Source organism: Flavobacterium turcicum (genome assembly GCF_011365745.1).
Taxonomy (GTDB): Bacteria; Bacteroidota; Bacteroidia; order Flavobacteriales; family Flavobacteriaceae; genus Flavobacterium; species Flavobacterium turcicum.
In genome coordinates, this window is record NZ_JAAOBY010000002.1 from 358257 (window position 1) to 371732 (window position 13476).

8 protein-coding genes are annotated in these 13476 nt (G+C 33.9%); 6 read left to right on the forward strand and 2 right to left on the reverse strand.

The annotated features are described in order from the left end of the window. Positions 1 to 11: 11 nt before the first annotated feature. Together G9Q29_RS05440 and G9Q29_RS05445 are read right to left on the reverse strand one after the other, a co-directional pair. A complete protein-coding gene (locus G9Q29_RS05440) occupies positions 12 to 746 on the reverse strand; it encodes a DUF4198 domain-containing protein (protein ID WP_166134109.1) in 735 nt (244 codons plus the stop codon). Positions 747 to 804: 58 nt separating this feature from the next. Further along, positions 805 to 3279: a TonB-dependent receptor gene (locus G9Q29_RS05445; RefSeq protein ID WP_166134111.1), complete on the reverse strand. Its 2475-nt coding sequence runs from the start codon at positions 3277 to 3279 to the stop codon at positions 805 to 807. Between the two features lie 319 nt (positions 3280 to 3598). On the opposite strand from G9Q29_RS05445, the gene G9Q29_RS05450 reads away from it, so the two are divergent. The 6 genes from G9Q29_RS05450 (at position 3599) to G9Q29_RS05475 (ending at position 13471) form a co-directional block, all read left to right on the forward strand. Then, positions 3599 to 4093 (forward strand): hypothetical protein, encoded by a 495-nt coding sequence (locus G9Q29_RS05450; RefSeq protein ID WP_166134113.1) that lies wholly within the window; start codon positions 3599 to 3601, stop codon positions 4091 to 4093. 129 nt (positions 4094 to 4222) lie between these two features. After that, on the forward strand, positions 4223 to 4561 hold the full coding sequence (locus G9Q29_RS05455; protein ID WP_166134115.1) for a DUF4134 domain-containing protein: 339 nt from the start codon (positions 4223 to 4225) through the stop codon (positions 4559 to 4561). Between the two features lie 11 nt (positions 4562 to 4572). Continuing rightward, entirely contained in the window at positions 4573 to 5001 is a 429-nt protein-coding gene (locus G9Q29_RS05460; RefSeq protein WP_166134117.1) for a hypothetical protein, read from the forward strand. 38 nt (positions 5002 to 5039) lie between these two features. Then, complete coding sequence (locus tag G9Q29_RS05465; protein WP_166134119.1) at positions 5040 to 10622, forward strand: Eco57I restriction-modification methylase domain-containing protein; 5583 nt, start codon at positions 5040 to 5042, stop codon at positions 10620 to 10622. A gap of 11 nt (positions 10623 to 10633) precedes the next feature. After that, positions 10634 to 10951, forward strand: coding sequence for a DUF4133 domain-containing protein (locus G9Q29_RS05470; protein WP_166134121.1), 318 nt, complete (start codon positions 10634 to 10636; stop codon positions 10949 to 10951). Between the two features lie 39 nt (positions 10952 to 10990). Then, the gene (locus tag G9Q29_RS05475) at positions 10991 to 13471 is read left to right on the forward strand and encodes a TraG family conjugative transposon ATPase (protein WP_166134123.1); all 2481 of its coding nucleotides are present in this window, start codon (positions 10991 to 10993) and stop codon (positions 13469 to 13471) included. The last annotated feature ends 5 nt before the right edge of the window (positions 13472 to 13476 follow it).

Here is a 13476-nt window from a genome sequence, read left to right on the forward strand (position 1 = left end):
AGTTGTTTTCTTTACTCAATCATAATGGGATAAGTAGCACTATGAAAAACAAATTGATACTCTTTTCCGTTATACTTTCCTGAAACTTCTTCTTTAATTGTTGTTTCAACTATGTATTTTGTTGCGAATGGTAAAGTAAATTTTACCAATCCATTTTCATCCGTTTTGATTTTTTGGTTGAACTGATTTTTAAGAAAAACTACAACTTCATTGTCTTTTACTGGCTTATTTTTATATAAAATCTTCAATACAACCTCATCGTTAAGCTTCAAATTTTTCTTTGAAACGTCGACAATCGTTATGCCTTCTGGATTAATTGAAACTGTTTCGGCATATTTTTCTCCAACTTCAATTTTGGCAGTGGCGTGATAATGAGTTTTGAAAATTCCAAAATCATATTGCGTATAATCAATCACATCAATTTCATTGTTATTTAGAACAATTGTATATGTGCCGTTCACTTTTGGTGTGAAAGTAGTTTTGTAAAATGTGGCTTCTGGAGTGACCTCTAATTTTATTTTGTCACCATTTGGACTGATTGCCCAAAGTGTAAAATTTTTAACTTTTTCAAAGCCTTCTTCGCCTACTTTGTCAATTGCACCATAACTGTATTCTCCAAAGAACACTTTCACTTCTTGTTTCTGATTGATTTTTCCTTTCGTATTGGTTTCAATCCATAAAAAATGGGCAAAACTATTGACTGAAAAAAGAAAAAATAAAGCGATAAAATAAATATTGTTTTTCATAAAATAATGATTTAAAAATTCCGCTTGAAAAAGTAATCAAACGGAATTTGTTTTTTAATTAAAATCTGTAAGCAAAACTTGCCGCAACACTTCTTGGTGTTTTTGGATGAACTGTCGACCAACCGTCGTACGCTTCTTCATTAAAGATATTGTCTAATTTTAATGTTAGCGTATATTTTTCGGCACCGTAAAATAATGATGAATTTAAGATAGTGTATTCTGGAATTCTAAATTGTCCTGAAACATTTCGGTTCATGATTTTGTTTTCACTTGCATAATTTCCTCCAAAACCAATTCCAAATCCGTTTAGTTTTCCTTGTTGGAATTTATAACTTGCCCAAAGATTGGCTAAATTTTGAGGTCCAGCACTTTCTGGTCTAAAACCAACAAAATCTGGATCACCTGCAGAAAGTTCGCTATCATTATAACTGTATCCTAAAACAATATTCAAACCTTTAATCGGATTGGCAATAAATTCTGCTTCAAAACCTTTATTTTTCTGTGCTCCATCTTGAAAATTAGTTTGCGTATTTGCAGTGAAAACAGTATAAACAGCATTTGAAACTTCAATATTGTAGTAACTTAAAGTTGCAAATATTTTATCTTTTAAAATATTTAATTTTGTTCCAAACTCCAACTGATTGGCTTTTTCGGCAGAAAATGTTCGTGGTCTTGTAGTTCCATCAGCAAGTAAATCTCTTCCTGGAGCAACATTTGAAAATCCGTTCATATAATTGGCAAAAACCGAAACCTTATCTAAAATTGGCTGATAAACTAATCCAAATTTTGGTGAAAACGCAGTTTGATTATAGTTATCCGCCTTTGTAGTAACATCACCTTCATTTATAAATCGATCTACACGCAAGCTTGCCATAGCAGAAAGTGCTGGTGTAAAGTTGATTACGTCAGAAACATAAGCGCTATAAACTTCTTGTTTATTTTTGGTATTATTGTAAGTCGCATTTGCTAGAAGCGCATCAGAACCAGCTTGCGTTAGATTTCCGCTGTCACCATCGGTAATGTAAGCAGTAGGATCTGTAATTCCGAATACATTTTCGTTTACGTTTTGCAAACTTGCATTTCCTATATAAATCACACCATTTCCAACATAAGCCGAACCGTTATCAGTTACATTTCTGTTAAAGTAATCCAATCCAGCAACAATTCGGTTTCTTAATCCAGCGATTTTAAAATCGCCAATAAAGTTTTGTTGAATATCAGTAGCCAAAGTACTAGAGTTTTGATAATTGAAAAATCTCCCTAAAACGATACCTTCTGATAATGTTGCAGGATAAAACTGTGTTGTTTCATATAAATACGAATAGTATCCTTTTGATTTGGATGAACTTCTTGAAACTACGGTCTGCGATGTCCAATCTTTTGATAATTTGTAAAACATCTGACCTTGCAAACTGTACGATGGCGTTTCAATACTCAACTGATTGCTTGTGTACGAACGCTTGTTAGTGTAATTCAATTCGTCAATATTGGTAACACGTAATGGCGCACCACGATCTAAAAATAGCATGGTTGGATTTGTAGATTCAGAATTCATAATTTCTGTATTGAACAAAAATGATAGTTTTTCTGAAGCTTTTACCGACAACGATGGCGCTACAAATAATGATTTTCTAAAACCAGCATCTTGAAAACTATCTTCGGTATGATAGGCAGAATTTAATCGGAAATTGATTGATTTATCTTCGTTTAATGGAGTATTTACATCTGCAGTTAGACGATTTACACCGTAACTTGCATTGGTGTAAGCAATTTCACCACCAAAATTTTCGTAAGGTTTTTTAGTATTGATGTTTATTAATCCACCATAGGAGATTAAGCTACTACCAAAAAGAGTTCCCGATGGACCTTTTATTACTTCAATTCTTTCAATGTTTGCAGGATCTAAACTTCCGTTCGTCAATCCAGGTAAACCGTTTACCATAGTTACTTGAACTGGAAATCCTCTCAATGAAAAATATCCTGCACCATCGCCACCACGACCTGTTGAAGACCAAAGTTGTGTTAATCCTGGAGCATTTTTCAAAGCATCATCAATATTGGTAACCACTTGTTCTTTTAAAAGTTCATTTGAAATTGTAGTATAAACTTGCGGGTTTTCAATATTTTTCAATGGCATTTTCGAAACAGTCTGCGTTTCTTTTCTTGTAAATGAATTTGTCTTTACACCGTTTACAACCACTTCATTTAGTTGTTCTGAAGTTGCATTGATTGTAAAGTTTTCAACCAATTCATCACCGGCTTGGACTGAAATTGATTTCTCTTTAGAAGAATAACCTACCGCAGAGATTTTTAGGATGTAATTTCCTGGCTTGATGTTTTTGATTTCGTAATTTCCTTCAGCATTCGTAATAGTTCCTATTTGAGTTCCTTTCAGAATTATGGAAACATTGTCTGACGCTTCATTATTTGCATTGAAAATTTTTCCAGAGATGAACGCAGTTTGTTGTGCCCATGAAACTGAAAAGGTTAGTAATAATAAGCATAAGCTCGTTAATTTGGTAGCTATCTTCATTTTTATTTAGAATTGTTATTAATAGTGCAAATGTAAATTGCAAAACTTTAATAACCAAATTTATTTTTATTAATTCTAAATAAATTTAATAGAAACTGTTTAACTACTAAAATTAAAAATATTTTAAACTTTTTATAATTTTTTTTCCTTGAATTTATTGAGGGTACGATTGGGTACAAAAGGGTACAAAAAAAGTTGGACTTGTAGTGGTTTAGTGACTGTTGTTTCTTTGCCTTGTATTAATGAAAATCGTTTTTGGATAACATTCTAATTACCGGTTTATTTAGGCACTCATGTTTAACGATAAAATGATAAAATTATGTTTACAAACATTTCTTGGACCAATTACACCATTGTAGCTTCCTTACTTTTAGCAAGCTGGTATTTATTTATTGCCTTTCGATTTTACTTTGAAGAAATCAAAGAAATTGTAACTGGAAGTCGAAAATTTCAATTTAGTGCTGTAAATGAAAAATCTACACCACAATCAAAGCATGATTTCAAGGATCACGAATTTATTGATTCAACAAGTTCTGCGGCTATATCTTCATTTGTAGCATCTGATACTACATTTCAAGATGTAGATGCATTGGTAGAACGAATAAAAAGTGTAATTGCAGATGCAATCAATAGAAAGATTTTGAAACAGGAACTCTTAGATTATTTACGATTGGTTCTTGAGGAATATCCAACTGTAAAAAACTCTCCTTTTCGTTCTTCAGTAAGCGAATTTATTGTCTCAGAGTCTGCTAAAATTGAGACCATCGACTTAATACAGGCAGAGGTTGAAGATTTATGGGATGATAAAATCTAAAAAATTAACGGAGGAAATGTTCCTGTCCGACCCAGCGTGTTAGGACATATGAGAAAGGAAAGTGGAATTGCGACAGCGACAGATCCTTCGTTTTTTTATCAAATTATTTAAACTTTAAAATAATATGTTATGAAAAAATGGAAAAGAAATTTTAAAAAATTGAGCAATCAAAAAAGTGCATTAACTATAATTCTTTTTGCATCGCTTATGATTAATCATAGTGTTTATGCTCAAGATGGTTTGGCTGGAATTAATGAAGCCAATCAGCAGGTAAGAAGTTATTTTGATGCTGGAACACAATTAATGTATGCTATTGGAGCGATCTTGGGCTTAATAGGTGCTGTTAAAGTGTATCAAAAATGGAACGCAGGTGATCCTGATACTGGAAAAGTTGCCGCTGCTTGGTTTGGCAGCTGTGTTTTTTTAGTTGTAGTTGCCACTGTAATACAATCCTTTTTTGGGATTTAAACAACTACGTTATGGAAGATGTTTTAAAAGAAAAGTTGTGGTTGTACATCATCAATAACAATCCAGATTTAATGTTTACCCTCCAAGAGGAGTATAGGGTATCTGAATACTTAAATGAAAAAATAGTTACCGTAAAATCCATTGTGGACGAGCTGTTAGAGGAGGCTACACCACAATATATCATTGAGGAAATTTGTCTCAATCTGCTAACAGAAGATTTAAAACCTTCTCGATATGTGTATATCCGATTACTACTTGAAGAGGAGTTTCAATCAAATTACAATCAGTTTTATGAGTCAGGAATACTTATTTATGAAGTAATCAACCTTGTTGAAAGCTGTAAAGAAGTTTTTGAAACCATTGGTTTTACTAATGAAAATGAAGATAATACTTTTTTAAAACATGCCATTATAGGACAAATGGCGGTTTATCTCAATTAAGCTATTGATGGAAATGTAATGTATGAAAATGAGTAATTATGGCTTACAATTTATCCCAAAAACTAAGTGCCAATATTGAGGCAATAGCCATTGCAATACAGTGGCAGGAAGGCAGTGTGCTTACAGAAGAAAGTGTAACTGCATTAAAGGCGTACGCAGGTTTTGGTGGGATCAAAGCTATTTTGTATCCAAAAGGGAGTATAGAAGACTGGACAGCCTCTGGTGCTACTAAGGAGGATCTTAAATTATATCCAGAAATCATACGTTTGCACCAACTTTTAGAAGATCACTATTCTGAAAAGCAATACAATAGTATTATTGCTTCGCTTCGCAATAGTGTATTAACTGCTTTTTATACACCTGAAATTGTACCTCAAACTTTGTTTCATGCTTTTAAAGAGCAAGGAATTGTTCCAAAAAGAGTTTACGAACCATCAGCAGGATCAGGCATATTCATCACCGAAGCCGTAAAAATATTTCCAAAAATAGAGCAGATTACAGCTGTTGAAAAGGATCAATTAAGCGGTATGATTCTTTCGGTATTGAATAGTGCTTTGGCAACAAGTACAACAACCCATATAACAGGTTTAGAAGAAGCGCCGATAAATGACAATTATAGTTATGATCTTGTGGTAAGCAATATTCCATTCGGTAATTTTTCAGTTTATGATGAAAACTATCCTGATAAAGCTATTTCAGGAAAAATCCACAATTACTTTTTTGCGAAAGGATTAGACAAATTAGCCAATGGTGGTTTGATGGCTTATATCACTACCGATGGTTTTCTAAATAGTCCATCTAATGAAAGTGCCCGACAGTATCTTTTTCAAAATGCAGATTTTGTTAGTCTCACTGTCATGCCTGATAACTTAATGAAAGAAACTGGGAATACAGAAGCCCCAAACCATCTGCTTATTGTTCAAAAAAATACAGATAAAAAAGAGTTTTCAGATGACGAAAATGAGCTTTTGAAGACGCTTGTACTGGAAAATGAGTATGGGAAATACAACACCAATAAATATCTTCAGGAAAGATCAGAATTACTAATTGGTGATCAAGTGCAAGCAGGTAAAAATCAATACGGGCAAGCACATCAAAAGGTATGGCAAACTGGCGCTATCAATTCAATTGAAAGCCGTTTGTTTGAAACAATCACTGATGGACTAAAAGAAAATTTCAACAAAGAGCGTTTTGAAAAATCACAACAAATTAATAATGTTAAGCAATTAGATGCTACTACACAAAAATTTACCTATTTGTCTATGCCAGAGAGCAAAGCGATTGGTATTTCTGTGCAATTGGGATTGTTTGATACTGTGCCAGCCGAGAATATTAACCGAGCTATGGATTACATTAATCCATTGGATGAAACAGTTGTAGACAAGAAAACAGCAAGAATTTTAAGTACGATACGCACCACAGATAATCCATTGCATGAAAATATAGTGCTTATTGCCGCCAAACAAACCAATTCGAATAGGTACTTGTATAAATTATATTCTAACATTAAAGAAATTGATAGTTTTTCAGCCAATTGGATGAACGGTGGACTACTGCCTCACGAACTATTGGCATTATCCAATACATTACAGCAATTTGACCATAGTTACGTTTATGAAGGAGATAAGACCTTTGAAGCTGCTTTTAATCTTGAACAGCAATTGCACGAAGACGTCGCCACAATCAAATCGTTTTACAAAGAAGGCACACTCGTTCGAATTGGCGAGAAAGTAGGGGTTTTAAATGACATAAATGATGAGTACAAGCAAGCTTTTTTTCAACCAATACTTCAGCAAGGAAATCTTAAATTTTATGATGCTTATGTTGCTATTAGGGATAATTATTTGGAATTATTTCAAAAAGAGCAATCCGATCAAATTGACATTGAAGCATCAAGAAAAAAATTAGAAGAGCTGTATACTAATTTTGTTGCTCAATATGGAATTTTAAATAGTGTAGCCAATCGTAGGCTAATTATGCAAGATGTCGCATTTGGGTTTACCATCCTTTCCTCCTTGGAACGAAAAGAAGGCGAGAGGTATGTGAAGTCCGATATTTTAAGTGTATCAATGTTAAAGCAACAGGAACGGTATTTTACTGATGATCCAATTGAAGCACTGGCGAGAAGCTTGAACGAGAGAGGATCTGTGGATTTAGAATTTATAACCGCTGCCACAGGATTCGGAGAAAATGAGGCGATTGAAAGTCTTAATCATCATATTTATTTAAACCCAATTCTCCAAAAATGGGAGACATCAGACCTCTACCTAAGTGGAAATGTTGTAGAAAAGTTGCAACAAGCAAAAGAAGCCCTTGAGCAATATCCTGAAAATGGACAATATTATAAAGGGGTGCAGGCTTTAGAAAAAGTGCAACCTGAAGTAATTCCTTTTGAACTTTTGGATTTTAATCTAGGTGAACGTTGGATTCCGATTTCATATTATGAAGATTTTGCCAAGCAATTATTTGAACAAGCTACAGATATTAAATATTTTCCATCACTGGATACTTTCAAAGTTAGTACTGGGCACAATACAAAAATTGACAGAGAATTTGCTATAACTACCAAAAGTGGAAGAACTACTTACGGTTATACCATAATGGAGCATGCGTTAGAGAATACCACACCATTTTTCACTTATGAGATAAAGGGATTTGATGGTAAACCCATACGAGTTCCTGACAATGAAGCTATACAATTGGCACATCAAAAAATTGAAATTATTCGAAATGGGTTTCTAGAATGGTTGCAAGATTTGCCTCAAAAGGATAAAAAAACATTAGAAAACTTGTACAATCAAACGTTCAATTGTTTTGTACTTCGTGAATACGACGGAAGCCATCTGACTTTTCCTGGACTGAATAAAAAAGCGCTTGAAATTGATGATTTATACAGTTCACAAAAGAATGCAGCATGGCGAATTATTCAAAATCGAGGTGCATTAATTGATCACGAAGTCGGGTTAGGTAAAACACTTACTATGATTGTTGCAGCTAACGAAATGAAGCGATTGGGAATCATACAAAAACCTGCTATTCTTGCACTTCGTGCTAACGTAGATCAAATTGCAACAACGTACAAGAAAGCCTATCCTAATGCTCGAATTTTAGCGCCTGGAGAAAATGATTTCAGGCCATCGAAAAGACTTAGGTTATTTCACGAAATTAAAAACAACAATTGGGATTGTATTATTTTGACCCATGACCAGTTTGGAAAAATTCCCCAATCAACAGAAATTCAAAAAGAGATTTTAGAAAATGAATTAGACAATGTGGAACGTGATTTAGAAACCGCTAAAGAATTGGGTGGCGACATTTCTAAAAAAATACTCAAAGGGCTTGAAATTCGTAAAAACAATCTTGATGGAAAACTTAAGGGGTTATTAAAAGACATGGAAGAAAAGAAAGATAGCGGTATCAACTTTAATGAAATGGGTATCGATCATTTGTTTGTAGATGAATCTCACAAATTTAAGAATCTGACTTTCACAACCAGACATGACCGAGTAGCTGGAATTGGAAATATGCAAGGCAGTCAGAAAGCACTAAACATGTTGTTTGCGGTTCGTTCGCTCCAACAAAAATTTGATTCCGATTTGTGTGTCACTTTTCTTTCAGGAACACCTATTTCAAATAGTCTTACGGAAATGTATTTGCTTTTTAAATATTTGCGACCTAAAGAAATGGAACGCCAGCGCATTGAAAACTTTGATGGATGGGCCTCTGTTTTTGCTAGAAAAACAACTGATTTTGAATTTTCGGTCACCAATGAGATTATTGCTAAAGAGCGTTTTCGACATTTTATTAAAGTACCAGAACTGGCATTATTCTATAATGAAATTACAGATTATAAAACAGCAAAACATATTGATTTGGACAAACCCGAAATCGACGAGCAATTGGTAAACATCAGTCCAACACCACAGCAAAGTGCTTTCATAGTTCAACTGATGCAGTTCGCAAAGACAGGTAATGCCACATTGATTGGAAGAGCACCTTTAAGTAGAGAGGAGGACAAAGGACGGATGTTAATCGCCACTAATTATGCTAAAAAAATGGCAGCTGATATGCGCTTAATTGACGAAAGTTATACAGATCATCCCAATAATAAAATCAATACTTGTGCCCGAAATGTGGCTGAAGTTTATAATAAAACAACACTCCATAAAGGCACGCAGATTGTTTTTTCGGATATAGGAACACCTAAACCAGATGCATTTAACATGTATGATGCTCTAAAAGAGAAATTGGTTACGGATTTTAATATTCCAGCTTCTGAAATTACTTATATACATGACTGGACCGACAAAAAGAAATCGCAGCTATTTTCTAAAATGAGTACTGGAGAAATACGCATTCTATTAGGAAGCACAGAAAAAGCTGGAACGGGATTAAATGTGCAAAGACGCATAGTAGCAATGCATCATTTAGACATTCCTTGGAGACCATCCGATTTAGGGCAACGCAATGGGAGAGGAAGCAGGCAAGGCAACGAAGTTGCGAAACAACATTATGAAAATAAAGTAAAGAATTTTATTTACGCTACGGAACAATCTTTAGATAATTACAAATTTAATCTTTTGAAAAACAAGCAAACGTTCATAAGTCAAATGAAAAATTGTGAATTGAATGTTCGTTCAATTGATGAAGGGTCTATGGATGAGAAAAGTGGAATGAATTTTTCAGAATACATAGCTGTATTATCTGGAGATACCTCTTTATTGGAAAAATCAAAACTGGAAAAGAAAGTAGCTGTGATGGAAAGCCTTAAAAAGGCGCATTTTAAGGAAATTGCAAGAACAAAAAATCAGGTAGAATACCTTCAAGAGGAAAAAGTTACTACTGCCAAAACGTTGGGTAAGCTTATATTCGATGAAGATTATTATAAAAAGAATCTGAAATATGACGCCGATGGTACAAAGTTGAATTCGATAGAAATTAATGGTTTCAAGGCACAAGATTCTGAAAACATTGGAAAGCAAGTCATTGAACTTTATAAAAATTGGAAACCTGCCGATGGAGAAAGTGACGCAAAGCAAATCGGAAAGTTATATGGTTTTGCATTGTACATAAAAAGAGAGCGAGAGGCATTCCAAAATGATGGACTTTTCCAATACCGATATTCTAATAGTTTTTATGCACAACGCTCAGAAGATGGTATTAAATATTCCCTCAATGGTGGATCGCCTAACGTAGACAATCCTAAATTGGCGGCCCGGCATTTTTTGAACGCTATTGACAGGGTAGAGCATCTACGAGAAAAATACCAAAAATCCTTAGTCGTAATCGAAGAGCAATTACCAAAGTTGCAACAACTGGCCTCAAAACCTTTTAATAATGAGAATGAATTGCAACAAATGAAAAGTGAACTTTCAAGTTTAGAAAGGGAAATAGCATTACAAATTCAGCAAAATCAATTAAAACAAGAAAATCAGAATGAAACAAGTTCAAATATTGAGTCAGTTTTATCCAATACTGCACCAGTTATTCAACTGAATATAAAAAATGGAGAGGAGTCTAAAAAAGAAATAAATGCTTTTGCATCGTCTGAAAGTCAAAGTGATAAATGGCAGCAACAATCTTACGCTGGGATGAGAAAGAATAGCAGAATGAAATTTTAAAAATCGATAAGATGAAAAAAAGTGTCTACCAAATTAATAAAGGAATCAATCAAAGTATAGAATTTAAGGGATTAAAAGCACATTACATATGGTATTTAGGTGGCGGTATCATAGTACTTATGATCCTCTTTGTAGTGCTTTATATCATTGGTTTACCCTCATTTGTTTGTATTGGAATTATTGGATTATTAGGAGCGCTGTTGGTTTTTAAAATATATAAAATGAGTCGCAAATATGGAGAATTTGGAATGATGAAAGCATTGGCTAAAAGGCAAGTTCCAAAAGCAATTAGAGTTCAAAGTAGAAAAATTTTCAAGATGCAAAAATAATTTTTGGTTACAATTATTAATAGGTAAATGATAGAAAAGATGGAGAAAAGGATAGATGATATTTTACCGATTATGGATGTGGAGCATGATTGCATTCTTTCCAAACAAGGCGATGTAACGGTTGTATTCAAGGTACAACTTCCTGAAATATTTACATTGTCTGATCAGGAATATGAGGCTTTTCATCAGGCGTGGCTTAAATCGATTAAGTTATTGCCAAAGTTTAGCGTATTTCACAAGCAGGACTGGTTTGTTGATAGTAAGTTTCAAGCCGATTTTACCAATGACGATACTAGTTTTCTTTCACGAAGTAGTGAGCAATTTTTTAATGAGCGACCATTTTTAGATCATTCGTGTTATATTTTTTTGACCAAGAAACCACAAGGAAGAAAAACGTCAAGTTCTTTATTCTCTAATTTATTGAGAACAACAATAGTTCCCGAAGAAGCATTAAATACACAAATGCGTCAAGAATTCATAGATAGTACCGGACAATTTGCAAGAATATTAGAAGACAGTGGTTTTGTAAAATTAACACGGCTTCTTAATGATGATCTTCGAAGTCACAGCCGAAAGATTGGAATTATAGAGCAATATTGCTTTCTTTCTGATAATCAAAATTCCTTTGTCTTTAAAGATATTGCTTTCAATGATGGATTACAGGTTGGCGATAAACATTGTCAAATATACACATTGGGCGATGCAGCAGACTTACCAGCATTGTGTGGTTCTAGAATTAATTACGACAGGTATTCAACAGACAAAACAAAATTCAGCATCGGCTTTGCCTCTACGCTAGGGCAATTACTTTCCTGTAATCACATATACAATCAGTATATTTTTATAGAGGATTTTCAGAAAACATTGCAGAAACTAGAAAGTAAACGATTGCGATTACAATCCCTATCTGCTTACAGCAGAGAGAATTTGATAGCTCGAGATGCCACAAATGATTTTCTAAATGAGGCATTTAGCCAGCAACGATTGGCAGTTAAGGCACATTTTAATGTATTGGTTTGGACTGATACTAAAACTGAACTAAAAGATTTAAAAAATAAAGTCTCTTCTGCTTTAGCACAGATGGATGCGGTAGCCAAACAGGAAACTATAGGAGCAGCTCAGATTTTTTGGGCTGGTATTCCTGGAAACGCTGCAGATTTTCCAATGAATGACACTTTTGATACGTTTCTGGAGCAAGCAACTTGTTTTCTGAATTTAGAAACGGGCTATCGTTCTTCGATAAGTCCAATGGGAATAAGACTTGGAGATCGCTTGACAGGTAAGCCAGTACATGTTGACATTAGTGATGAGCCTGTAAAGATGGGTATCTGTACAAATCGTAATAAATTTATTCTAGGTCCATCAGGAAGTGGAAAGTCTTTTTTCACCAACCATATGGTCAGAAGCTACTACGAGCAAGGAACACATATTGTCCTAGTCGATGTTGGGCACAGCTACAAGGGATTGTGTGATATGGTAGGCGGTTATTATTTTACTTATGATGAAAAGAATCCCATACGGTTCAATCCATTTTACATAAGTGAAGGTGATAATCTGGATACAGAAAAAAAAGAAAGTATCAAAACCCTATTGTTGGCTTTATGGAAAAAAGATAACGAGACATTTAACCGAAGTGAATATGTAGCACTATCGAATGCGCTTCAATTGTATTACGAAAAATTAAATACCGATGAAAATCTGTTTCCTTGTTTCAATACTTTTTATGATTTCTTAAAAAATGATTTTGTAAAAATACTAGAAGGTGATAAAGTAAAGGAAAAGGATTTTGATGTGAACAATTTTCTATACGTTTTGCGACCGTATTACCAAAGAGGTGAATTTGATTATCTACTAAATGCTACCGAAAATCTTGAGCTACTAAAAGAACGTTTTATTGTATTTGAACTAGATAATATTAAGGACCATCCCATTCTTTTTCCTGTTGTGACCATCATCATCATGGAAGTTTTTATCAGTAAAATGCGAAAATTAAAAGGCGTCCGTAAAATGATTTTGATAGAAGAAGCTTGGAAAGCAATCGCTAAAGAAGGTATGGCAGAATATATAAAGTACCTGTTTAAAACTGTTCGAAAGTTTTTTGGTGAAGCCGTCGTAGTTACGCAAGAAGTAGAAGATATTATTTCCTCACCAGTAGTAAAACAAGCCATAATCAATAACAGTGATTGCAAAATATTACTAGATCAAAGTAAGTATCAAAATAAGTTTGAGCAAATCCAAGAATTATTGGGTTTAACTGAAAAAGAAAAAGCAATGGTATTATCAGTAAATAAGGCAAATGATCCTGATAAAAAATATAAAGAGGTATTTATCTCTTTGGGAGGTATGTTGTCTAAAGTGTACCGAACAGAAGTATCTCTTGAAGAATATTTAGCCTACACAACAGAAGAAACGGAAAAAGTAAAGGTACAGGCCTACGCTAAAAAATTTGATGGTGATATTAAAAAAGGTATAGCTGCATTGGCAAAGGATATGAAAAATGAAAACTCAAAAATAAAATAAAGTAA

Bases quoted from the DNA above. Each gene is read 5' to 3' on its own strand.
- G9Q29_RS05455 (WP_166134115.1), top strand. From the start codon at position 4,223: ATGAAAAAATGGAAAAGAAATTTTAAAAAATTGAGCAATCAAAAAAGT.
- G9Q29_RS05465 (WP_166134119.1), top strand. From the start codon at position 5,040: ATGGCTTACAATTTATCCCAAAAACTAAGTGCCAATATTGAGGCAATA.
- G9Q29_RS05450 (WP_166134113.1), top strand. From the start codon at position 3,599: ATGTTTACAAACATTTCTTGGACCAATTACACCATTGTAGCTTCCTTA.
- G9Q29_RS05475 (WP_166134123.1), top strand. From the start codon at position 10,991: ATGGAGAAAAGGATAGATGATATTTTACCGATTATGGATGTGGAGCAT.
- G9Q29_RS05440 (WP_166134109.1), bottom strand. From the start codon at position 746: ATGAAAAACAATATTTATTTTATCGCTTTATTTTTTCTTTTTTCAGTC.
- G9Q29_RS05460 (WP_166134117.1), top strand. From the start codon at position 4,573: ATGGAAGATGTTTTAAAAGAAAAGTTGTGGTTGTACATCATCAATAAC.
- G9Q29_RS05470 (WP_166134121.1), top strand. From the start codon at position 10,634: ATGAAAAAAAGTGTCTACCAAATTAATAAAGGAATCAATCAAAGTATA.
- G9Q29_RS05445 (WP_166134111.1), bottom strand. From the start codon at position 3,279: ATGAAGATAGCTACCAAATTAACGAGCTTATGCTTATTATTACTAACC.